Below are 21399 nucleotides of genomic sequence, written 5' to 3'. Positions count from 1 at the left end.
GTCCCGCCCGCCGACTGTGAACCGATGTCCGACAAGCCTGCCGATCCCGCCCCCCTGAGCCTGGCCGACCAGAGCGGCAGCTTCGAACAGGCGGCGCTCGACTATCACCGCGCACTCCCCGCCGGCAAGATCAAGGTGGTCGCCACCAAGCCGATGGTGACCCAGCGCGACCTGGCGCTGGCGTATTCGCCGGGTGTCGCGCACGCCTGCGAGGCGATCGTGGCCGACCCGCGCGAGGCGAGCTCGCTGACCGCGCGCGGCAACCTGGTGGCGGTGATCACCAATGGCACCGCGGTGCTGGGCCTGGGCGACATCGGGCCGCTGGCCGGCAAGCCGGTGATGGAAGGCAAGGGCGTGCTGTTCCAGAAGTTCGCCGGCATCGATGTGTTCGACATCGAGCTCGACGAGCGCGACCCCGACAAGCTGGTCGAGATCATCGCGGCGATGGAGCCGACGTTCGGCGGCATCAACCTGGAAGACATCAAGGCGCCGGAGTGCTTCATCGTGGAGCGCAAGCTGCGCGAGCGGATGAAGATCCCGGTGTTCCACGACGACCAGCACGGCACCGCGATCATCGTAGGCGCCGCGGTCACCAACGCGCTGGAAGTGGCCGGCAAGCGCATCGAGGACGTGCGGCTGGCGACCGCCGGCGCCGGTGCCGCGGGCATCGCCTGCCTGGACATGCTGGTGGCGCTGGGCATGAAGCCGGAGAACATCCTCGCCGTCGACCGCGACGGGGTGCTGTACACCGGGCGCGGCAACATGGACCCGGACAAGCAGCGCTATGCGCGCGATACCGACAAGCGTTCGCTCGACGACATCATCGAAGGCGTCGACATCTTCCTCGGCCTGTCCGCCGGCGGCGTGCTCAAGCCCGAAATGGTGGCGAAGATGGCAGCGCGCCCGATCATCCTCGCGCTGGCCAACCCCTATCCGGAGATCCTGCCGGAGGCCGCGAAGGCGGTGCGCCCGGACTGCATCATCGCCACAGGCCGCTCCGACTACCCCAACCAGGTCAACAACGCGCTCTGCTTCCCGTACATCTTCCGTGGCGCGCTGGACGTCGGCGCCACCGGCATCAACGAAGAGATGAAGCTGGCCTGCGTGCGCGCGATCGCCGGCCTGGCGAAGATGGAATCGTCCGACCTCGGCGCGGCCTACGGCGGCGACGTGCCGGTGTTCGGCGAGGACTACATCATCCCGCGGCCGTTCGATCCGCGCCTGCTGACCATGCTCGCGCCGTGCGTGGCCAAGGCCGCGATGGACTCCGGCGTGGCCACGCGCCCGATCGAGGACATGGACGCCTATCGCGAAAAGCTGGGGCAGTTCATCCACCGCTCCGGCCTGATCATGAAGCCGGTGTACGACCGCGCCCGCAGCGACCTGCAGCGCATCGTCTACGCCGAAGGCGAAGAGGAGACGGTGCTGCGCGCGGTGCAGACCGTGGTCGACGAGGGGCTGGCGCGTCCGATCCTGATTGGCAGGCCGGACGTCATCGAAACCCGTATCGCGCGCCTCGGCCTGCGGCTGCGCGCCGGCGAGGATTTCGAGCTCACCAACATCAACGACGACCCGCGCTTCAGCGACTACTGGCGCCAGTACCACGCGCTCACCGAGCGCCGTGGCGTGACCCCGGACGCGGCCAAGAACCTGGTGCGCTCGCGGCCGACGCTGATCGCGGCACTGATGGTGCAGCGGGGCGAGGCAGACGGGCTGATCTCCGGCCTGGTGGGCCGCTTCCACAAGAAGCTCGGCTACATCCGCAGCGTGTTCGGGCTGGACCCGGGCGTCAGCAGCACCTCGGCGATGACCGGCGTGATCAACGACGCCGGCGTGTGGTTCTTCCTCGATACCCATGTCCAGGTCGATCCCACCGCCGAGCAGATCGCCGAGGCCACACTGCAGGGCGCCTACCGCCTGAAGCTGTTCGGCATCGAGCCCAGCATCGCGTTGCTGTCGCACTCCAACTTCGGCAGCCACGACAACCCGAGCGCGGCCAAGATGCGCCGCGTGCGCGAGATCCTGGCGCGCCGCGCGCCGCGGCTGAACATCGATGGCGAGATGCAGGCCGACACCGCCTGGGACAGCATGCTGCGCGAGCGCATGTTCCCCAACACCACGCTCAAGGGCCGCGCCAACCTGTTCGTTCTGCCCAACATCGACGCCGCCAGCATCGCCTACAACCTGGTCCGGGTGATGACCGACGGCGTGGCGATCGGGCCGATCCTGATGGGCGTGGACCACCCGGCGCACGTGCTCACCTCCACCAGCACGCCGCGGCGCCTGGTCAACATGACCGCGATCACCGCGGTCGAAGCGCAGATCCGCGCCCTGCAGCGCGCGGGCGCGGAGGTCTGACCGCCGCGGCGGTCAGTTCGGGAGCAGCTGGCGCACCAGCGCCGGCAGGCGCGCCAGGTCGTCCTTGAGCAGGACGCCATCGGCGACCGGGAGCGTCTCGTCGCCGGCCAGCGCGCCGGTCATGAACACGAAGCGCGCGCCTGGCGCATGGGCCAGCACCAGCGCGTGCGCCTCGCGGCCCGAATAGCCGGGCAGGTTCACGTCGCAGACCACCAAGTGTGGATCGAACCCCGTCAGCGCCTCGCGCAGGGCGTCTTCGCGGTACAGCCTGCGGCACTCCACCAGCATGCCCGCCTCGCGCAGCGCCAGCTCGGTGAGCTCGGCGTCGTCATTGCTGTCGTCGACGATCAGTACGCGGATGGCAGCCATGGCGGTCAAGGGTCGCTGGGCGCCTCGTTGAGGACCGCCCAGAAGCGGCCAAGCGTCTTCACCGCCTCGAAGAACTGGTCCACGTCGACCGGCTTGACCACGTAGGCGTTGACGCCGAGGTCCCAGCTGCGCGCCAGGTCGTTCTCTTCGCGCGACGACGACAGGATGACCACCGGCAGGCGCTTGAGCGTCTCGTGCTCGCGCAGCTGGTTGAGCACCTCCAGGCCGTCCATGCGCGGCATCTTGATGTCGAGCAGCAGCACCGCCGGGTCGCCTTCCGGGCGGTTGGCGAACTTGCCGCGGCGGAACAGGTAGTCCAGCGCCTCCACGCCGTCCTCGACGTGCACGATGGGGTTGACGAGGTGCGCATCGCGCAGCGCGTCGATGGCCATCTCGGCATCGTGCGGACTGTCTTCGGCAAGGAGGATGGTGCGGATCGCGGTCATGTGTTGCTGGCTCCTTGGCGGGCGTCGGGGTTGGCAGGCAGGGTGAAGTGGAAGGTGGCGCCCTCGCCGGGCGCGGATTCCGCCCAGACCTGGCCATTGTGCCGGGTCACGACCCGCTTGACGCTGGCGAGGCCGATGCCGGTGCCGCTGAACTCGCTGGCGGCGTGCAGGCGCTGGAAGACGCCGAACAGCTTGCCGGCATAGGCCATGTCGAAGCCGGCGCCGTTGTCGCGCACCGAGAAATGGTGCAGGCCTTCGTCGCCGAGGCGGTGGTCGACGTCGATCACGGCCGGCTCGCTGCCCACGCTGTACTTGACCGCGTTGCCCAGCAGGTTGGTCCACAGCTGGCGCAGCATGTTGTCGTCGCCGATCACGATCGGCATGTGCGCGATCCGCCACTGCACGTGATGGCCCGGGTTGTCGATGCCGTTGTTGGCATCGAGCATCGCGCGGGTCTCCTCGACCATCGACTGCATGTCGACCGTCTGCAGCCGCAGCGCGCTGCGCCCGAGCCGCGAGTAAACGAGCAAGTCGTCGATCAGCGCCGACATGCGCTTGGCCGAGCCGCCGATGACGTCGAGGTAATGGCGGCCCTTGTCGTCGATGCCGTCGCCGAGGTGGCGCCCGAGCTTGTCGGCGAACCCGGCGATGTGGCGCAGCGGCGCGCGCAGGTCGTGCGACACCGAGTAGCTGAATGCCTCGAGCTCGCGGTTGACGTCGGACACCTGGTCCACCTTGCCCTCGAGCTGGCGGTTGAGCTCGCGGATGTGGCCTTCGCTGGCCTTCTGCGCGCTGATGTCGCTGGCCGTGACCAGCGCCAACACGTCGTCGCGGTCCGGAAGCTCCATGCTGCGCGCGTTGATCAGCATCACCCGCTCGACGCCATCGACGGTGCGCTGGCGACGCTCGAAGTCCCACAGCTCGCGTTGGCGCAGCAGCACGTCGCGCAGGCGTCGCAGCGTTTCCTCGTCGCGCCAGGCCTCGCCGGTCTCGCCCAGCGGCGTGCCGCGCACGTCGCCCTCGATTCCGAACAGCTCCGCGAACGCGGCGTTGTGCATCACCACGCGCAGTCCCGCGTCGACCAGCACGATCGGCTCGCGCACGGTGTCGAGGACCACGCTGGCCCTGGCGTCGGCGCGGCGCGACATCACTTCGGCGGTGGTGCGGCGGCTGGCGTCGCGGAGGGCCAGGGCCGCCAGGCCGAAGATCAGCAGCACCTGCGCGCCCAGCGACCCCCACGCCAGCACGCGGGCCTGGCGCTGGACGCGCGCGGCGACGGCGTTGCGTTCGGCGAGGATCTCGCGCTCGGTCTGGATCAGGGTGGAGATCGGCGCCTGCACGGGGAAGTTCTCGACCAGGCGCTCGATTTCACCCAGCCGCTCGGCGGGGGTCGCCGCCAGCACGCGATCGATCTGCACCAGGCGCTGCTCCAGGCTGGCGCGCAGCGCGCCCATGCGCACCTGCTGGCGGGGGTTGTCGCGGGTGAGCTCCTCCGCGTGGTCGAGCAGCGGGCCTACCTGGGACTCGCTGTAGGCGACCCGCTCGGCAAGGATCGGCGCTGTGGCGCCGGCGGCCTTCGCCAGGCCCGCGCCCTCGAGGTTGCGGATCGCCGCGGAGAGCATCTGCAGCGTGTTCTCCACCTCCAGCGTATGCACCACCATCGCCGCGGCCTCGGTCACGCGGCGGTCCGCCACCCGCTGCAGCAGGAACGGCACGAGGACGATCAGGAGCACGGTCAGCGCCAGCAACGGCAGGCGCCAGCGCGCGTGTTCGCGTTGCTGCAGGGAGGCTGGCATGTCGCCGGATGATGCTGGATGGCGGCGCGGCTGGCAAACCTGCGGCGGCGGGGGGGCTGGTAGAATCGGGGGCTATCGACCCACGAACCAGCACGGCCGATGCGCCGTGGCGGAGCACACAATGAACTGGCTGAACGACGTCCTGCACAACGATCCCGATCCCGCAGAGGCACGCGAGTGGATGGAGTCGCTCAAGGCGGTGATCGATGCGGACGGTCCGGAGCGTGCGCACCAGCTGCTGGAAGGCATGGTCGAGCTCGCGCGTCGCGCCGGCAGCCACCTGCCGTTCTCGCCGACCACGGAGTACATCAACACCATCCCGCCGCACCTCGAGCCGCACATCCCCGGCGACCAGACGCTCGAGTGGCGTATCCGCTCGATCGTGCGCTGGAACGCGATGGCGATGGTGGTGCGCGCCAACCGCAAGCCCGGTGACCTCGGCGGCCACATCGCCAGCTTCGCCTCGGGCGCCACCCTGTATGACGTCGGCTTCAACCACTTCTGGCGCGCGCCGTCCGCCGACCATCCCGGCGACCTGCTCTACATCCAGGGCCACAGCTCGCCGGGCGTGTACGCGCGCGCATTCCTGGAGGGCCGGATCAGCGAGTCGCAGCTCGACAACTTCCGCATGGAGGTCGACGGCCGCGGCATTTCGTCCTATCCGCACCCGTGGCTGATGCCCGACTTCTGGCAGACGCCGACGGTGTCGATGGGCCTTGGTCCGATCGCCGCCATCTACCAGGCGCGCAACTGGAAGTACCTCGAGGCCCGCGGCCTGATGCCGAAATCCGACCGCAAGGTCTGGTGCTTCCTCGGCGACGGTGAAACCGACGAGCCGGAGAGCCTGGGCGCGATCTCGATCGCCGGGCGCGAGGGCCTGGACAACCTGGTGTTCGTGGTCAACTGCAACCTGCAGCGCCTCGACGGCCCGGTGCGCGGCAACGGCAAGATCATCCAGGAGCTGGAAGGAAACTTCCGCGGCGCGGGCTGGAACGTGGTCAAGGCCATCTGGGGCAGCTACTGGGATCCGCTCCTGGCACGCGACGGCCAGGGCATCCTGCGCAAGCTGATGATGGAAACCGTCGACGGCGAGTACCAGAACTGCAAGGCGTTCGGCGGCAAGTACACGCGCGACAATTTCTTCGGCAAGTATCCGGAAACCGCGGCGATGGTCGCCAGCCTGTCCGATGACGACATCTGGCGCCTCAACCGCGGCGGCCACGACCCGCACAAGGTGTACGCGGCCTACCGCAACGCGGTGGAGACCAAGGGCCAGCCCACGGTGATCCTGGCCAAGACGGTCAAGGGCTACGGCATGGGCAGCGCCGGCGAGGCGCTCAACCCCACCCACCAGACCAAGAAGCTCGATGACGACGCCGTGCGCGCGTTCCGCGACCGCTTCAAGATCCCGGTGGGCGACGACCAGCTGAAGGACGGCGCGGTGCCGTTCTACCACCCCGGCGAAAAGTCCGAGGAAGTGCAGTACATGCTCGAGCGCCGCGCCGCGCTCGGCGGCCACCTGCCGCAGCGCCGCCGCAAGAGCACGCAGACGCTGGTGGCGCCGAAGGTCGAGGTGTTCGAGCGCCTGCTCAAGGACACCGGCGAGCGCGAGATCAGCACCACCATGGCCTTCGTGCAGTCACTGGCGATCATCCTGCGCGACAAGGAAGTCGGCCCGCGGGTCGTGCCCATCGTCTGCGACGAGGCGCGCACCTTCGGCATGGAAGGCCTGTTCCGCCAGATCGGCATCTACGCGCCGGACGGGCAGAAGTACAAGCCGGTCGACCGCGACCAGCTGATGTACTACCGCGAGGACGCCACCGGGCAGGTGCTGCAGGAAGGCATCTCCGAGGCCGGTGCGTTCGCATCGTGGATGGCGTCGGCGACCAGCTACAGCACCAACGACCTGCCGATGCTGCCGTTCTACATCTACTACTCGATGTTCGGCTTCCAGCGCATCGGCGATGCCGCCTGGCAGGCCGCGGACATGCGCGCGCGGGGCTTCCTGCTGGGTGCCACCGCCGGGCGCACCACGCTCAACGGCGAAGGCCTGCAGCACGAGGACGGCCACAGCCACCTGCTGGCGGGCGCCATCCCCAACTGCCGCGCCTACGACCCGACGTTCGCCGGCGAGGTGGCGGTGATCCTGCAGCGCGGCATGCAGCGCATGCTCGACGAGCAGCAGGACGAGTACTGGTACCTCACCCTGATGAACGAGAACTACGCCCATCCGGCGCTGCCCGAAGGTGCGGCCGAGGGCGTGATCCGCGGCATGTACCTGCTGAAGGATGCCGGCAAGGCGAAGAAGGGCGAGCTGCGCGTGCAGCTGCTGGGCTCGGGCACCATCCTGCGCGAGGCGATCGCCGCGGCGGAGCTGCTGGACAAGGACTTCGGCGTCACCGCCGACATCTGGTCCTGCCCGAGCTTTACCGAACTGCGTCGTGACGGTTTCGACGTCGAGCGCTGGAACCGGCTCAATCCGGAAGCCAAGGTGCCGCGCAAGGCGTATGTCACCACGCTGCTCGAGGGCCGCCAGGGCCCGGCGATCGCCGCGACCGACTACGTGCGTGCGTTCCCCGACCAGATCCGCGCCTTCGTGCCGATGCACTACACGGTGCTGGGTACCGACGGCTTCGGCCGCTCGGACACGCGCGCCAACCTGCGCCGGCACTTCGAGGTCGACCGCTTCCACATCGCCCATGCCGCGATCGCTGCGTTGGCGGCGGAAGGCAAGATGACCCCGAAGGACGTTTCACGCGCGATCAAGCAGTACAAGATCGCCGTGGACACGCCGAACCCGCTGCTGGCCTGACGGCCCGCGCGGCCACCGCCGGCCGCGCGCTCCCTGGGCACGGACCGGTTCCAGAAACAGGAAGGCGCGCCGAGGCGCGCCTTCCTGCTTTCCATGGGGCAGGGCGGGCGTCCTGCCCGCCCGCCCTGGTCCCGCTTATTCCGCCAGCTTGGCGCCGTCGACGCTCCACCGGGTCTCGGCCTGGCGCGCGGATCCCGCGGCCTCCGTGCCGTTCTGCGCGCAGGCGATCCAGAAAGTGACGTTCTGCGGCGTGACGTTGCGGACGTTTGTGGCGATCACCACCCATTCGCGCGCCGTAGCGCCGACGCCGCTGGTATTGACGTAGACACCGTCGACGTTCGAGAGATTGAAGTTCGAGTGCCCGTGGTTGTTGACGTACATGCCGCCATTGAAGGCGATCTCGTTGCTGGCGCACTGCGCAACGCCACGGCGCAGCTCGCGCGCGGGGATGTTGATCGGGCTGGTGACGAACCGCATGTTCGACAGGCCGGAGGCACCGACCGGACCCTGCGGACCCATCGGGCCCGCCTCACCGGCCGCGCCGGTGGCACCCGGAAGTCCCTGCGCGCCGTCAGCACCGGTTGCACCGGTCGCCCCGGTCGCCCCGTCCTGGCCGGGCAGGCCGCGCTCGCCCTGCGGACCAATCGCACCAGTCGCACCGGTTGCACCAGTCGCACCGTCGAGGCCGCGCTCGCCCTGCGGACCGGCGGCACCGTCCAGGCCGCGTTCGCCCTGCGGACCGGCGGCACCGTCCAGACCGCGTTCGCCCTGCGGGCCGGCGATGCCTGCGGCGCCCTGCGCACCGGTTGCACCAGTCGCACCGTCGAGTCCGCGCTCGCCCTGAGGACCGGCGATACCCGCGACACCCTGCGGGCCGGGCGCACCGTCCAGTCCACGTTCGCCCTGCGGACCGGCGGCACCGGTTGCACCGTCCAGGCCGCGCTCGCCCTGCGGACCGGCGGCACCGTCCAGACCGCGTTCGCCCTGCGGGCCGGCGATGCCTGCGGCGCCCTGCGCACCGGTTGCACCAGTCGCACCGTCGAGTCCGCGCTCGCCCTGAGGACCGGCGATACCCGCGACACCCTGCGGGCCGGGCGCACCGTCCAGTCCACGTTCGCCCTGCGGACCGGCGGCACCGGTTGCACCGTCCAGGCCGCGCTCGCCCTGCGGACCGGCGGCACCGTCCAGACCGCGTTCGCCCTGCGGGCCGGCGATGCCTGCGGCGCCCTGCGCACCGGTTGCACCAGTCGCACCGTCGAGTCCGCGCTCGCCCTGAGGACCGGCGATACCCGCGACACCCTGCGGGCCGGGCGCACCGTCCTGACCGCGCTCGCCCTGCGCACCGGTCGAACCGGTCGCGCCGTCCAGGCCGCGCTCGCCCTGCGGACCGGCGATGCCTGCGACACCCTGAGGACCGGTCGCGCCGTCCGCGCCGCGCTCGCCCTGCGCACCGGTGGCACCGGGCGCTCCGGCCGCACCGTCGAGGCCGCGCTCGCCCTGAGGACCGGCGATACCTGCGACACCCTGCGGGCCGGTCGCACCGTCCAGACCGCGCTCGCCCTGCGCACCGGTTGCACCAGTCGCACCGTCAAGGCCGCGCTCGCCCTGAGGACCGGCGATACCTGCGACACCCTGCGGGCCGATCGCACCATCCAGACCGCGCTCGCCCTGCGCACCGGTCGCTCCGGTCGGTCCGGTCGCACCGTCGAGGCCGCGCTCGCCCTGAGGACCGGCGATACCCGCGACACCCTGCGGGCCGGTCGCGCCGTCCAGGCCGCGCTCGCCCTGCGCACCGGTTGCTCCGGTCGCGCCGTCCAGACCACGTTCGCCCTGCGGACCAGTCGCACCGGTTGCACCAGTCGCACCGTCCAGGCCGCGCTCGCCCTGAGGGCCGGCGATACCTGCGACACCCTGCGGGCCGGTCGCGCCGTCCAGGCCGCGCTCGCCCTGCGCACCGGCTGCTCCGGACGCGCCGTCCTGGCCGCGCTCGCCCTGCGCGCCTGCAGCTCCGGCCGCACCCTGCGGGCCTGTCGCGCCGGTGGCGCCGGCAGCGCCCTGGGCGCCGGCCGGACCGCGTGCGCCGTCCTGGCCGGTCGCGCCCCGCGGGCCGACGGCACCGATGGTCAGGCCGTAGTCGGACTGGGTGACACCGTTGTTGTTGAAGTGCTCGATGGTCAGCATGTAGTCGCCGGCGGGCGGCAGGCCACCGGGCAGGGTGCAGGTCATCATCGTCAGCCTGTCCGGACCGCGCGAGCGCATGCAGTGGCGGGTGATGTCGCCCACATCACCGAGGGTGATGCGCGACCGCGCCACCGATTGCTGCAGGTTCTCGCCGAGCACCACGAAGGCGTCCAGGTCGTCCATCACCACCACGGACACGATCCGCGGATCCTGCGCCAGGGCGGTGGTCGAGGCCAAGGCCAGCGTGATGGCCCCTGCCAGCGCCTTGCGGTTTCGAATGATGTTCATCCAGCTGCTCCCCTTTGGTCATCGCGCCCCGGGCCCCCGCCCGACGCATCGCGAAAGTGCAAAGCAATTGGCATGCCAAGTGTGACCATGTGCTCACTTGCGGCCGGCTGGCCTCGCTTTCCCGGCTTAGGCGTTAGCTTGGCCATCCAGCACGCAGGGCGGGCCAGCGGTCAAATGGATGAACTCTCGATCGTCATCGCCCGCGAGCCGGGGGCGACGGTGCGCACCCATGTGCGCGGCCCGGCGTCATTGGCGGCCACCATGGCCTATTGGCGCGCCATCGTCGCCGAGGTCGCCCGCGAACCCGCGCGCCACCTGATGCTCGTCGACGAGTTGCGCGGCCCCGCGCTGACCGCGCAGGACTGGCAGTCGCTGGTGGCCATGCTGGTGGGCAGCGGGCTGGAAGGCATGCGCATCGCGCACGTCAAGCCGAATGGCCTGGACCAGATCGAGCACTGCGAACTGTCGGCCACCCAGGCCGGGTTCCAGGCGCGCGTGTTCTCCGACGAACGCATCGCCGGTCTCTGGCTGCGCTACGGAAGTCCGCCGGAGGACTGAGCCACCGGCGGCGCGGGTCAAGCGTCGGCGGGCCGCATGCTGCCGGATTCGACCAGCCGCTGGTGCCACGACAGCGCTTCGCCAAGCAGGTGCGGCGTGTGCTTGCCGAAACTGTCGCGGCAGGCGCGGTCGAAGTAGTCCTGCAGCATCGGCCGGTAGTCCGGGTGCGCGCAGCGCTCGATGACCAGGCGCGCGCGCTGCTTGGGCGACAGTCCGCGCAGGTCGGCCAGGCCCTGCTCGGTGACCACCACCATGGTGTCGTGCTCGGTGTGGTCGACGTGGCTGACCATCGGCACGATGCTGGAAATGCGCCCGTCCTTCGCGGTGCTGGCCGACATGAACACCGACAGGTAGGCGTTGCGCGCGAAGTCGCCGCTGCCGCCGATGCCGTTCATGATCCGCGTGCCGGCGACGTGCGTGGAGTTGACGTTGCCGTAGAGGTCCGCCTCGAGCATGCCGTTCATGGCGATGCAGCCGAGCCGACGGATCAGCTCGGGATGGTTGGACATCTCCTGCGGCCGCAGCACGATGTGCTTGCGGTAGAAGTCGACGTTGCGCTTGAACTCCTCGGTGCCCGCCGGGCTGAGCGAGAACGAGGTCGCCGACACCATCGACAGCACGCCTTCGCTGACCAGTTCGAGCATGCCGTCCTGGACCACTTCGGTGAACGCCGACAGGCCCTTGTAGCCGCCCTTGGCCAGCGCCGAGAGCACCGCGTTGGTGACGTTGCCGATGCCCGACTGCAGCGGCAGAAGGTGGTCGGTCAGGCGGCCGCGACTGATCTCGTGGGCGAAGAACTCCAGCAGGTGGCCGGCGATCCGTTCCGATGCCTCGTCCGGTGGCGCGAACGCGCCGATGCGATCGGGTGCATCGGTCTCCACCACGGCCACGACCTTGTCCAGGTCGACGCGCAGCCAGGGCTCGCCGATGCGGTCGCCGGGTGCCACCAGCGGGATCGGCTTGCGGTCGGGCGGCAGCGCCGTGCCGTAATAGATGTCGTGCATGCCGTCCATCTCGGACGGCTGCCAGCGGTTGACCTCGATGATCACCTTGTCGGCGAGGTCGAGCCAGGTCTTGTTGTTGCCGACCGAGGACGAGGGCACCAACGTGCCGTCGGCGTTGATCGCGGTGACCTCGATCACGGCGATGTCGATGTCGCCGAAGAATCCGAACCAGGCGTGCTGCGCGACATGGCTGAGATGGATGTCGATGTAGTCGAGGCTGCCGTCGTTGATCTGCCCGCGCACGACCGGATCGGACTGGAACGGCAGGCGCATCTCGATGCCGTCGACCTTGGCCAGCGCGCCGTCGAGTTCCGGTGCGGTCGACGCGCCGGTCAGGACCTTGATCCGGAAGCGCCCGCCGGCGGCATTGGCGCGCTCGATCTGCGCAGCCAGGGCCAGCGGCACAGCCTTTGGATAGCCCGCGCCGGTGAAGCCGCTCATCGCCACGGTCATGCCCGGCTGGATCATCGCGGCGGCCTCGTCGGCCGACTTCAGGCGTTCACGCAGCGCGGGGTTGAGGATACGGTCGGTCACAGCGGCGGGGCTCCTGGCGGCGCGCACACACGCGCAATCGCCATTCTACCGGCGACGTCGCGCAAGCCTCGGGTCCGGGTGGAAAGCAGCGTTGCCGATGAACGCATCCATACCGGTGGCGGCCGCCTTCATCGGTGATTCGCATCGTGCCGCCAATACTCGGCCCCCCTCACAGGAGCAACCCATGAACAGACTGACTACGCTCGGTATCTCGCTTGCGTTCGCTTTCGGTGCAGGCCAGGTGGCCGCGGCCGACGACACGATGACCGCGCCGCAGGTGCGCGCGGCGCTCGAGGCCCAGGGTTACACCAAGGTCAACGACGTCAAGTTCGACGATGGAATGTGGAAGGCCGATGCGCGCAGCGCCGACGGCCAGCGTGTCGAGCTGCGCATCGATCCGGCCACCGGCAAGGTGTTCCCGGAAGACAGCGTGGCCACGCTCAGCGAAGACGACGTGCGCGCCAAGCTGGCCGTGGCTGGGTACGGCAACGTGCACGATGTCGAGTTCGACGACGGCGTGTGGACGGCGGAGGCCGAGGACGCCCGCGGCAAGGACCTCAAGCTGACCCTCGATCCGGCCACCGGCGAGGTGGTCGGCAAGGCCCGGGACTGATCGGCCGCGGGGCGCCTTGGCGTCCCGCGACACCCGGCTCAGGCTTCGTCGCGGAAGTAGGGCTCGACCTTGCCGTTGATCTTCATGGTCATCGGGTTGCCGCGGCGGTCCAGCGCGCGGCCCACGGCAACGCGGATCCAGCCCTCGCTGACGCAGTATTCCTCGACGTTGGTGCGCTCTTCGCCGTTGAAGCGGATGCCGACGCCGCGCTGCATGGCGGCATCGTCGTGGTGCGCGCTGCGCGGGTCGTTGCTGAGGCGGTCCGGCGGGGTGTCGGTCATGGCGTGGCGGTCCTGGTGCGATGGTGCGCGCGGCAGTCCCGCGCGGCGGCAAAGGATACGCGGCGCGGGCGGGCCCTGCAGCCGGCCCGCGATGTTCAGTCGGCGATGACGCGCTCGCCGCGGCCGAGGATGTCGGGCAGCAGCTCGCCGCGCGGCGTGAACTGCAGGGATACCGAATTCAGGCAATGGCGCTCGCCCGTGGGTGGCGGGCCGTCCGGAAACACGTGCCCCAGGTGGCTTCCGCAGCGCGCGCAGACTTCTTCGATGCGCACCATGCCGTGACTGCTGTCGCGGATGTAGCGGATGTGCGTGGGATCGTAGGGCGCGAAGAAGCTGGGCCACCCGGTGCCGGAATCGAACTTGGCATCGGAGCGGAACAGCGGCAGGCCGCAGAAGCCGCAGCAGTACGTGCCATCGCGCTTGTTGTCGAGGAACGCGCCGCAGAACGGTGCTTCCGTGCCGTGCGCCAGCATCACGCGGCGCGAGTCGTCGTCGAGCGTGCGGCTGATGGCGTTGCGCGCGTCGTCGCTGGGCGGGGTGAGGTCGAACGTGGTCATGGCCTGCTCCGGGGGATGGTGTGCATTCAATCGGGTTTGCGCCGGCCCTGCGCGCGCGCGTTGGCGATGACCTGGCGCAGGCGCGCGCGGTCGTGGTGGCGCGAGATCGGCACGGCGCCGCGTGCGATGGCGAGTTCGCGGAGTTCCGCGGTGACGTCGTAGTGCGCGCCGCTGGTCTTGTCCTGGAACGCGTGGCGCGGCATGCCGAGGCCGTCGGCGAAGGCATGCAGCTCCGCCAGCGTGTCGGCCATCAGGTGCGCCCAGCGCCGGCCGCGCCAGAGCGTGACCGCGTCATCCACGTACACCGCCACTGCTTCGCGTCTCAGCGCCGCGGTGCGCGCAGCTCGTTGCGCACCCAGCGCTCGAGCAGGCGCTTCTCGTGTCGCAGCGCGTCGGTGTACAGCGGAATGCCGACCGACGAGCTCAGGAATCCGAGGTCGGTCAGCCGGCGTTCGCCCTCGGCAAGCACCTGGCCGCCGGCATCGTGGAGGGTGAAGCGCAGCGCGATGCTCGGCGGGTACAGGTCGCGCACCACGCGCACGTCTGCCAGGCGGTGCATCGCCGGCTCGTAGTCGCCCGCGCGGTCGATGTCGGTGATCACCACGTCCAGCCGCTCGCCGTCGGCGAGCGCCGCGGCGGATGTCGTGCGCAGGTACCCGGCGAGGTCGCGGACCCAATCGCCGCGCACGGCTTCGAAGCGGTTGCGGCTGTAGCGGATCTCGGTGAACTGCTCCGGATCGGTCCATGCCACGGCAACCGGGCCCTCCGCTTCCAGGGCGCGCGGATAGTCGGCGTCGGTCACGTTGGTCGAGCGGGCTTCGGCGTGGCTCGCGAACAGGGTGGCGAGCACGAGGACGATGATCCTTGCGAGCGTGGCCATGGCAGGCTCCGTCGAATGTCTGCAGGCATTCTGCGCGCGCGCAATGGCCGCGGCAAACCCGATGGAATGCGTCGAGTCGTGGCGTTTCCGGGCGTTCATGTGCGGCGCCTTGTGCAGCCGGTCAAGCGGCTGCACCTTGTCCTCATGCCAGTCCTCTCGCGCCGCCACCTCCATCCACCGCCCGCGCGCCTGCCCGGCATGCTGCTTGCGCTGCTGCTCGCGGCCGCGCCGCTGGCACACGCCCAGGACCTGCTGGCGCGCATGTCGGCCGCGGCGCCCGGGCTCGACCGCAAGGTCCTGGCGCTTGCACTGGAGGCGCGCGACTGCGCGCGCGCGACGGGAGTCGCGGGCTCCGGCGCCGATCGCCTCGCGGTCATCGACTACACGCTGCCGTCGACTGAAAAGCGGCTCTGGATATTCGACCTTGACCGGGGGGCGCTGCTGCACGCCGAGCACGTGGCACATGGCCGCGGCAGCGGCGACAACATGGCGACGCGCTTCTCCAATGTCGAAGGCAGCTACCAGTCGAGCCTGGGCCTGTTCGCCACCGCCGAGACCTACATGGGGGAGAACGGCTATTCGCTGCGCATGGACGGGCTCGAACCCGGCATCAACGATGCCGCGCGCGAGCGGTTGCTGGTGATGCATGGCGCCGACTATGTAGATCCAGCACAGGCCCGCAGGCAGGGCCGCTTGGGGCGCAGCTGGGGCTGTCCGGCGGTGCGTGCCGGGGTCGCGCGCGCGGTGATCGACGACCTGCGCGACGGCCAGCTGGTGTTCGCATACGCCCGCGACGCGTCCTGGTTGAACGGGTCGCGATTCCTGCATTGCCCCCGGGCTGAACGAAAGGCGCGCGCAGCGCGCTGATTTCACGCGGCATCGCCGACGGCTCGCGCAGCATCGCCGGACCCTGCACACCAAGGATGTCCGCATGACTCCAGCGAAGCCGCTTGCCCTCGCGCTGTGCGCGATCCTCTTCAGCGCGTCGCCGCTTGCCGGCGCGCAGGAGCCGGCGCTGCCCCCGGGCGCGACGCCGGTCGTGCCCGCCGCCGCCAAGGTCCCGGATGCGACCGTCCAGCCGCAGGCAGCCGGCGCCGACCATCCCGCCAACGTCGCCACGACCACGACGGGCAACGACGCGATGCTGCGCGCGCAGGTGCTTCTCGATCGGGCGCATTTCTCGCCGGGCGAGATCGATGGCCGCGGGGGTTCGAATACACGGCGCGCGATCGCCGCGTTCCAGCGCAGCCGCGACCTCGAGGCGAGTGGTGCGCTTGACGACGCGACGTGGCAGGCGCTGAACGCCGATGCGGCACCGGTGCTCATCGAGCATGCGATCGTGGCCGCCGACGTCGCCGGTCCGTTCCGCAAGCTGCCCACCGACATGATGGAGAAGTCGAAGCTCGACACGCTGGGCTTCGAGAGCGCCGCCGAGGCCCTGGGTGAGAAGTTCCACGCCAGCCCCACGCTGTTGCAGCGCCTCAATCCCGGCAAGGACCTGGCCGCGGCAGGCACGCGCATCGTGGTGCCGAACGTGTCCGGCGCCGCGCCGCTGCCGGAGATCGCCAAGGTGGTGGTCGACAAGTCCGATTCCGTGGTGCAGCTGGTGGCGGCCGACGGCAAGGTGGTGGCGCAATTCCCGGCCTCGACCGGCAGCAAGCACGACCCGCTGCCGATCGGCGAGTGGGCGATCAAGGGCGTCGCGCGCGACCCGACGTTCCACTACAACCCGGAGCTGTTCTGGGATGCCGATCCCGCTCACGCCAAGGCGACGCTGCAGCCGGGTCCCAACAACCCGGTCGGCGTGGCCTGGGTCGATCTGTCGAAGGAGCACTACGGCATCCATGGCACGCCGGTGCCGGCCAATGTCGGCAAGACCGATTCGCACGGCTGCATCCGCCTGAGCAACTGGAACGTGCTGACGCTGGCCGCCGCGGTGAAGCCGGGCCTTGCGGCGATCCTGCAGGAATAGTCCATGAAATACGTCGCCATGGTCCTTGCCGGCCTGCTGCTGGCGGCGCTCGTGCACCTGGCGGGGATGTCGCGCGCCGAACGCGCGCGGATCCTGCGGATCACGCCGGCGCCGGCGGTCGCGGCCGCGGATCCCGCGATGCCGGACGCCGTGCCCGGCGGGCGTGCTGTCCGCCCGGTCTCGACGTCGCGACCGACGCCAGCGCCCGCGCCGACGCTGCCCGTCGACACCGGCGCCGAACCGCGCGTCGCCGCTCCGGAGCCCTTGCCATCGGGGCTCGTGGTGCCGGTGCAGGGCGTGACGCCCGCACAGCTGTCGCCGACGTTCGAGGATGCGCGCAGCGAAGGCCGGGTGCACGAGGCGATCGACATCATGGCGCCTACCGGTACGCCGGTGCTGGCGGTGGCCGATGGCCATGTCGAGAAGCTGTTCGACAGCAGGCAGGGCGGGCTGACCATCTACCAGTTCGAGCCCGGTGGCCGCTATGCGTACTACTACGCGCACCTGGACCGCTACGCGCCGGGGCTGGCCGAGAAGCAACAGGTGCGCCAGGGCCAGGTCATCGGTTACGTCGGCAGCACCGGCAACGCCGATCCTGCGGGGCCGCACCTGCACTTTGCGATCTTCGTGCTCGGACCGGAGAAGCAGTGGTGGAAGGGCACCGCCATCGACCCCTTCCCGGTGTTCACCGGCAAGAGGCCCTGACGCCCGCCGCGGGGCCCCTCAGCGCAGCAGTGGCGCCAGCGCGGGCCAGACATGGTCGCGGATGGCGGGCTGCGCCTCGGCGACCGGGTGCAGGTTGTCGTCCATGAAGTTGCCGCGGTCGGCGGCGATGGGTTCGAGCAGGAACGGCAGCAGCGGGATGTCGAAGAAGGTGGCGAGATCACGGTAGGTGCGCTCGAAGCCCTGCGTGTATTCAGGGCCGAGGTTGGGCGGCATGCGCATGCCGACCAGCAGCACGCGCGCGCCGACGTGCTCCGAGGCGCCGATCATGCGCGCCAGGTTGTGCTTGAGCTCCGCCAGCGGCAGCCCGCGCAGCGCGTCGTTGGCGCCGAGCGCGATCACCACCACCGCCGGCTGTTGGCGCACCACTTCGCGGGCAATGCGCGACGACCCCCCGGCGCTGGTCTCGCCGCTGATGCTGGCGTTGACCACGCGCCAGCCGGGGCGCTCAGCGGAAATGCGCTGCGCCAGCAGCTCCACCCAGCCCTGGTCGGCGCGCAGGCCGTAGGCGGCCGACAGCGAGTCGCCCATCACCAGCACCGTGCGCGCCGGCGCATCGTCGCGCGCGTCGTCGGGCGCGGTGGCCGCCGGCCGGCCCTGCGCCTGGGCGACGCCTGCCAGGAGCAGGATGCACAAACCCAACGCCATTTGGACCTGGCGGCACATCGCCCAATATCCTGTCGCCATCCATTCCTCCGATCCGGCTGCCCGCGGCGCGCCACGCGCCCCGGCCGGACATCATGCCCCCACGAAGGTCCTCCATCCATGCCCGATTCCACCGTAACCCCGTCCGCCGCGCTGCCTGCGCTCTCAGCCACGCACCTTGGCAAGCGCGTCATGCTGCCGGCCGGCGAACTGGTGATCCTCGACGGCGTCGGCTTCGAGATCGCCGCCGGCGACAGCGTGGCGATCGTTGGCGCGTCGGGCTCGGGCAAGAGCACGCTGCTGTCGCTGCTGGCCGGGCTCGACACGCCCAGCAGCGGCGATGTGCGGATCGACGGCGCGCCGCTGTCGACCCTCGACGAGGACGGGCGCGCAAAGGTGCGTGGCGCCAAGGTCGGCTTCGTGTTCCAGAATTTCCAGCTGCTGCCGTCACTCACCGCCCTGGAAAACGTGATGCTGCCGCTGGAGCTGCGCGGCGACGGCGACGTGGAAGGCCCGGCGCGCGAGATCCTGCTGCGCGTCGGCCTGGGTGAGCGCCTGGGCCACTACCCGCGGCAGCTGTCGGGCGGCGAGCAGCAGCGCGTGGCGGTGGCGCGCGCGTTCGTCACCCGGCCGTCGCTGCTGTTCGCCGACGAGCCCACCGGCAACCTGGACACGCGCACCGGGCAGGCGATCATCGAGCTGCTGTTCGCGCTCAACGCCGACCTCGGCACCACGCTGGTGCTGGTGACCCATGACGAGCACCTCGCGCACCGCTGCCGGCGCACGCTGCGCCTCGACAGCGGCCGCCTGGTCGCCGACGACGCGCGCGCCGCGGCATGAGGGCGCTCGCGCTCGCCATGCGGCAGCTGCGCCGCGACCTCGCCTCCGGCGACATCCGCATCCTGCTGGCGGCGCTGGTACTGGCAGTCGTCGCAGTGACCGCGGTCGGCTTCGTCACCGACCGCGCCGCGCGTGCGCTGGCGATCGAAGCCAACCGCCTGCTCGGCGGCGACGCCGTGCTGCGCGGCGACGCGCCGATCACGGGACCGCTGCGCGAGGCCGCGCGCGCGCCCGGCCTGCGCCATGCCGACACCGTCGGGCTCGACACCATGATCCGCGTCGGCGAGGGCGACGCCGCGCAGCTGAAGCTTGGCGAGCTGCGCGCGCTGGGCGCGGGCTTCCCGCTGCGCGGCAGCTTCCGCATCGCGGGTGCCGACGGCATCGAGCGCGACGCGACCGGCGTGCCCGCGCCGGGCACCTTGTGGATGGGCCGCGCCGGCGCGGAAACGCTCGGCGCAGGTATCGGCGACGAAGTCGGCATCGGCGAATCGCGGCTGCGGCTGGCGGCGATCGTGGTGCAGGAGCCGGACGCGGCACTCGATTACTTCAACGTCGCGCCGCGGGTGTTCCTCAACCTCGACGACCTCGGCGCCACCGGACTGGTGCAGGAAGGCAGCCGCATCCGCTATCGCCTGGTGGTGGCCGGCGACGCGGCGGCCGTGGACCGGTTCACCAGCGCTGCGAACGATGGCCTGCAGCGCGGCCAGCGCCTGGAAACGGCGGCGGATGCGCGCCCGGAAGTGCGTTCCGCGCTCGACCGGGCGGGGCGCTTCCTTGGCCTCGCCGCACTGGTGTCGGTGGTGCTGGCGGCGGTGGCGGTGGCCATGGCCGCGCGCCGGCACAGCGCCCGCCACCTGCAGGGCGCAGCGGTGATGCGCTGCCTGGGCGCGAGCCAGCGCACGCTGGTGGTGATCCATGTCGGCGAACTGATGCTGCTGGGGCTGTTGGCCTGTGCGGTCGGGATCGCGATCGCCTACGGGCTGCAGTGGGCGATCGGCGCCTGGCTGGCGGGTCTGCTTGGCATCGGCATCCCGCCGGCCGGCCCGCTGCCGGCGTTGCAGGGCATGGGCGTGGGCATGGTGGTGCTGCTGGCGTTCGCGGCGCCGCCGGTGCTGGCGCTGCGCCGCGTGCCCGCGCTGCGCGTGCTGCGCCGCGACCTGGATGCCACCGAGCCCAGTGCCTGGCTGGTGACGCTGGCCGGGCTGGGCGGCATGGCGGCGCTGCTGTGGTGGCAGGCCGGCTCGGCCACGCTCGGCCTGGCGATGCTGGCGGGCATTGCCGTGACCCTGCTGGTGCTGGCCACGCTCGCTTGGCTGCTGATCCTGGTCGTGCGCCGGCTGCGCACGCGCCTGCGCGGCAGCCTGCGCTATGGCCTGGCCAACGTCAGCCGCCGCGCCGGCACCAGCATCGCGCAGGTCTCGGCGCTCGGCCTCGGCCTGATGGCGCTGCTGCTGCTGACCTTCGTGCGCACCGACCTGCTCGACCGCTGGCGCGTGTCGCTGGCCGAGGACGCGCCCAACCGCTTCGTGATCAACGTGCAGCAGGAGCAGATGCCGGGTGTGCGCGCGCTGCTGGCGGAACAGGGGCTCGGCGAGCCGGTGCTGTATCCGATGGTCCGTGGCCGCCTGGCCACGCGCAACGGAGAGGCGGTCGACACCGCCGACATCGCGGCGTCCGCCGACGACGCCGAAGACGGGCGGCGCGCGCAGCGCCGCGCGGAACGCGAGTTCAACCTGTCCACCACGTCCGTGCTGGGCGACGACAACCGCGTCACCGCGGGACGCTTCTGGGGCGCGGCGCCGCTGGCCGCCACCGAACTGTCTGTGGAAGAGGGCTTTGCCGAATCACTGGGCTGGCAGCTTGGCGACCGTATCGCGTTCGACATCGCAGGGCGCCGGATGGAGGGCACCGTCACTTCGCTGCGCAGCGTGGACTGGGAAAGCTTCAAGCCGAATTTCTTCGTGCTCGCCTCGCCCGGCGCACTCGACACCTACCCGGCCAGCTGGATCACCGCGGTCGGCGTGCCGCGCGGCGACACCGCGTTCACCCGCGCACTGGTCGGCAAGTACCCGAACGTCTCGGTGATCGATGTCGACGCGGTGCTCGACCAGGTGCGCGCCACCGCCGACCAGGTGTCGACGGTGGTGGAGGTGGTGTTCTGGTTTGCACTTGCAGCTGGCGTGCTGGTGCTGCTGGCGGCCATCAGCGCCAGCCAGGACGAGCGCCTGCTGGAGGGCGGGGTGATGCGCGTGCTCGGCGCCAGCCGTTGGCAGCTGCGCCTGGCGCAGGCCTCGGAGTTCGCCGCCATCGGCCTGATTTCCGGGGTGGTGGCGGCGATCGCCGCGTCGGTGCTGGCCGGGGTGATCGCCAAGCGCGTGTTCGACCTGCCGTGGCAGCCGGACCTGGCGATGGTGGCGATCGGCGCGGCGGTCGGCGTGGCGGCGGCGCTGGTGGCCGGGCTGTTCGCCACGCGCCGGGTGCTGGATGCACCCCCGGCGGTGACCCTGCGCGAACTGCAGGGCTGAAGGGGCTGGAGGCCGGG

General features: G+C 70.7%; 19 protein-coding genes. 9 read left to right on the top strand and 10 right to left on the bottom strand.

Going from position 1 to position 21399, the window contains the following annotated elements:
- Window positions 1-24 precede the first annotated feature (24 nt).
- Window positions 25-2358 carry an NADP-dependent malic enzyme gene (locus JHB91_RS08535; protein WP_199472405.1) on the top strand — a complete coding sequence of 778 codons (2334 nt, stop codon included), beginning with the start codon at window positions 25-27 and terminating at the stop codon, window positions 2356-2358.
- 12 nt (window positions 2359-2370) lie between these two features.
- On the opposite strand, the gene JHB91_RS08530 is transcribed toward JHB91_RS08535, so the two are convergent.
- From JHB91_RS08530 to JHB91_RS08520, 3 genes are read right to left on the bottom strand one after another with little or no spacing between them, the layout of a single operon-like run.
- Window positions 2371-2727 carry a response regulator gene (locus JHB91_RS08530; protein WP_199472404.1) on the bottom strand — a complete coding sequence of 119 codons (357 nt, stop codon included), beginning with the start codon at window positions 2725-2727 and terminating at the stop codon, window positions 2371-2373.
- A gap of 5 nt (window positions 2728-2732) precedes the next feature.
- Complete coding sequence (locus JHB91_RS08525; protein WP_199374777.1) at window positions 2733-3173, bottom strand: response regulator; 441 nt, start codon at window positions 3171-3173, stop codon at window positions 2733-2735.
- Complete coding sequence (locus JHB91_RS08520; RefSeq protein ID WP_199472403.1) at window positions 3170-4969, bottom strand: ATP-binding protein; 1800 nt, start codon at window positions 4967-4969, stop codon at window positions 3170-3172. The genes JHB91_RS08525 and JHB91_RS08520 overlap by 4 nt, the downstream gene beginning before the upstream one ends.
- 121 nt (window positions 4970-5090) lie before the next feature.
- Between JHB91_RS08520 and aceE the strand changes: the two genes are divergently transcribed.
- Window positions 5091-7781, top strand: a complete 2691-nt coding sequence (aceE, locus tag JHB91_RS08515; RefSeq protein WP_199472402.1) for a pyruvate dehydrogenase (acetyl-transferring), homodimeric type — start codon at window positions 5091-5093, stop codon at window positions 7779-7781.
- Window positions 7782-7916: 135 nt separating this feature from the next.
- Here aceE and JHB91_RS08510 read toward each other — a convergent pair whose 3' ends face one another.
- Window positions 7917-10250: a collagen-like protein gene (locus tag JHB91_RS08510; RefSeq protein ID WP_199472401.1), complete on the bottom strand. Its 2334-nt coding sequence runs from the start codon at window positions 10248-10250 to the stop codon at window positions 7917-7919.
- A gap of 174 nt (window positions 10251-10424) precedes the next feature.
- Here JHB91_RS08510 and JHB91_RS08505 point away from each other — a divergent pair, with 174 nt between their 5' ends.
- A complete protein-coding gene (locus tag JHB91_RS08505; RefSeq protein ID WP_199374781.1) occupies window positions 10425-10808 on the top strand; it encodes a hypothetical protein in 384 nt (127 codons plus the stop codon).
- Window positions 10809-10825: 17 nt separating this feature from the next.
- On the opposite strand, the gene JHB91_RS08500 is transcribed toward JHB91_RS08505, so the two are convergent.
- Window positions 10826-12346 (bottom strand): acetyl-CoA hydrolase/transferase family protein, encoded by a 1521-nt coding sequence (locus JHB91_RS08500; protein WP_199472400.1) that lies wholly within the window; start codon window positions 12344-12346, stop codon window positions 10826-10828.
- A gap of 184 nt (window positions 12347-12530) precedes the next feature.
- Here JHB91_RS08500 and JHB91_RS08495 point away from each other — a divergent pair, with 184 nt between their 5' ends.
- The gene (locus tag JHB91_RS08495; RefSeq protein WP_199472399.1) at window positions 12531-12959 is read left to right on the top strand and encodes a PepSY domain-containing protein; all 429 of its coding nucleotides are present in this window, start codon (window positions 12531-12533) and stop codon (window positions 12957-12959) included.
- A 38-nt stretch (window positions 12960-12997) separates the two neighbouring features.
- Here the strand turns inward: JHB91_RS08495 and JHB91_RS08490 are convergent, their stop codons facing one another.
- From JHB91_RS08490 to JHB91_RS08475, 4 genes are all read right to left on the bottom strand, one after another.
- Complete coding sequence (locus JHB91_RS08490) at window positions 12998-13240, bottom strand: DUF3297 family protein (protein ID WP_199374784.1); 243 nt, start codon at window positions 13238-13240, stop codon at window positions 12998-13000.
- A 95-nt stretch (window positions 13241-13335) separates the two neighbouring features.
- Window positions 13336-13797 (bottom strand): peptide-methionine (R)-S-oxide reductase MsrB, encoded by a 462-nt coding sequence (gene msrB / locus JHB91_RS08485; RefSeq protein ID WP_199472398.1) that lies wholly within the window; start codon window positions 13795-13797, stop codon window positions 13336-13338.
- A gap of 26 nt (window positions 13798-13823) precedes the next feature.
- On the bottom strand, window positions 13824-14108 hold the full coding sequence (locus tag JHB91_RS08480; protein WP_199374786.1) for a DUF4031 domain-containing protein: 285 nt from the start codon (window positions 14106-14108) through the stop codon (window positions 13824-13826).
- Between the two features lie 11 nt (window positions 14109-14119).
- Window positions 14120-14677 (bottom strand): DUF3016 domain-containing protein, encoded by a 558-nt coding sequence (locus JHB91_RS08475; protein WP_199472397.1) that lies wholly within the window; start codon window positions 14675-14677, stop codon window positions 14120-14122.
- 144 nt (window positions 14678-14821) lie between these two features.
- On the opposite strand from JHB91_RS08475, the gene JHB91_RS08470 reads away from it, so the two are divergent.
- The 3 genes from JHB91_RS08470 (at window position 14822) to JHB91_RS08460 (ending at window position 17354) form a co-directional block, all read left to right on the top strand.
- Entirely contained in the window at window positions 14822-15544 is a 723-nt protein-coding gene (locus tag JHB91_RS08470) for a murein L,D-transpeptidase catalytic domain family protein (protein WP_199472396.1), read from the top strand.
- A gap of 64 nt (window positions 15545-15608) precedes the next feature.
- Complete coding sequence (locus JHB91_RS08465; RefSeq protein WP_199472395.1) at window positions 15609-16649, top strand: L,D-transpeptidase; 1041 nt, start codon at window positions 15609-15611, stop codon at window positions 16647-16649.
- Window positions 16650-16652: 3 nt separating this feature from the next.
- The gene (locus JHB91_RS08460) at window positions 16653-17354 is read left to right on the top strand and encodes a M23 family metallopeptidase (protein ID WP_199472394.1); all 702 of its coding nucleotides are present in this window, start codon (window positions 16653-16655) and stop codon (window positions 17352-17354) included.
- 18 nt (window positions 17355-17372) lie between these two features.
- On the opposite strand, the gene JHB91_RS08455 is transcribed toward JHB91_RS08460, so the two are convergent.
- Window positions 17373-18008 (bottom strand): arylesterase, encoded by a 636-nt coding sequence (locus JHB91_RS08455; protein WP_233348296.1) that lies wholly within the window; start codon window positions 18006-18008, stop codon window positions 17373-17375.
- A gap of 129 nt (window positions 18009-18137) precedes the next feature.
- On the opposite strand from JHB91_RS08455, the gene JHB91_RS08450 reads away from it, so the two are divergent.
- Window positions 18138-18857, top strand: a complete 720-nt coding sequence (locus JHB91_RS08450; RefSeq protein ID WP_233348297.1) for an ABC transporter ATP-binding protein — start codon at window positions 18138-18140, stop codon at window positions 18855-18857.
- Entirely contained in the window at window positions 18854-21382 is a 2529-nt protein-coding gene (locus tag JHB91_RS08445) for an FtsX-like permease family protein (RefSeq protein WP_199472393.1), read from the top strand. The genes JHB91_RS08450 and JHB91_RS08445 overlap by 4 nt, the downstream gene beginning before the upstream one ends.
- Window positions 21383-21399 lie beyond the last annotated feature (17 nt).

This window comes from Luteimonas sp. MC1828 (genome assembly GCF_016461615.1).
Classification (GTDB): domain Bacteria; phylum Pseudomonadota; class Gammaproteobacteria; order Xanthomonadales; family Xanthomonadaceae; genus Luteimonas.
Note: the sequence above shows the minus strand (reverse complement) of the source record. Positions and strands in the feature narration are given on the sequence as shown.

Bases quoted from the DNA above. Each gene is read 5' to 3' on its own strand.
- JHB91_RS08470 (WP_199472396.1), top strand. From the start codon at position 14,822: ATGCCAGTCCTCTCGCGCCGCCACCTCCATCCACCGCCCGCGCGCCTG.
- JHB91_RS08445 (WP_199472393.1), top strand. From the start codon at position 18,854: ATGAGGGCGCTCGCGCTCGCCATGCGGCAGCTGCGCCGCGACCTCGCC.
- JHB91_RS08525 (WP_199374777.1), bottom strand. From the start codon at position 3,173: ATGACCGCGATCCGCACCATCCTCCTTGCCGAAGACAGTCCGCACGAT.
- aceE (WP_199472402.1), top strand. From the start codon at position 5,091: ATGAACTGGCTGAACGACGTCCTGCACAACGATCCCGATCCCGCAGAG.
- msrB (WP_199472398.1), bottom strand. From the start codon at position 13,797: ATGACCACGTTCGACCTCACCCCGCCCAGCGACGACGCGCGCAACGCC.
- JHB91_RS08510 (WP_199472401.1), bottom strand. From the start codon at position 10,250: ATGAACATCATTCGAAACCGCAAGGCGCTGGCAGGGGCCATCACGCTG.
- JHB91_RS08465 (WP_199472395.1), top strand. From the start codon at position 15,609: ATGACTCCAGCGAAGCCGCTTGCCCTCGCGCTGTGCGCGATCCTCTTC.
- JHB91_RS08495 (WP_199472399.1), top strand. From the start codon at position 12,531: ATGAACAGACTGACTACGCTCGGTATCTCGCTTGCGTTCGCTTTCGGT.
- JHB91_RS08460 (WP_199472394.1), top strand. From the start codon at position 16,653: ATGAAATACGTCGCCATGGTCCTTGCCGGCCTGCTGCTGGCGGCGCTC.
- JHB91_RS08530 (WP_199472404.1), bottom strand. From the start codon at position 2,727: ATGGCTGCCATCCGCGTACTGATCGTCGACGACAGCAATGACGACGCC.
- JHB91_RS08450 (WP_233348297.1), top strand. From the start codon at position 18,138: ATGCCCGATTCCACCGTAACCCCGTCCGCCGCGCTGCCTGCGCTCTCA.
- JHB91_RS08490 (WP_199374784.1), bottom strand. From the start codon at position 13,240: ATGACCGACACCCCGCCGGACCGCCTCAGCAACGACCCGCGCAGCGCG.
- JHB91_RS08475 (WP_199472397.1), bottom strand. From the start codon at position 14,677: ATGGCCACGCTCGCAAGGATCATCGTCCTCGTGCTCGCCACCCTGTTC.
- JHB91_RS08535 (WP_199472405.1), top strand. From the start codon at position 25: ATGTCCGACAAGCCTGCCGATCCCGCCCCCCTGAGCCTGGCCGACCAG.
- JHB91_RS08505 (WP_199374781.1), top strand. From the start codon at position 10,425: ATGGATGAACTCTCGATCGTCATCGCCCGCGAGCCGGGGGCGACGGTG.
- JHB91_RS08520 (WP_199472403.1), bottom strand. From the start codon at position 4,969: ATGCCAGCCTCCCTGCAGCAACGCGAACACGCGCGCTGGCGCCTGCCG.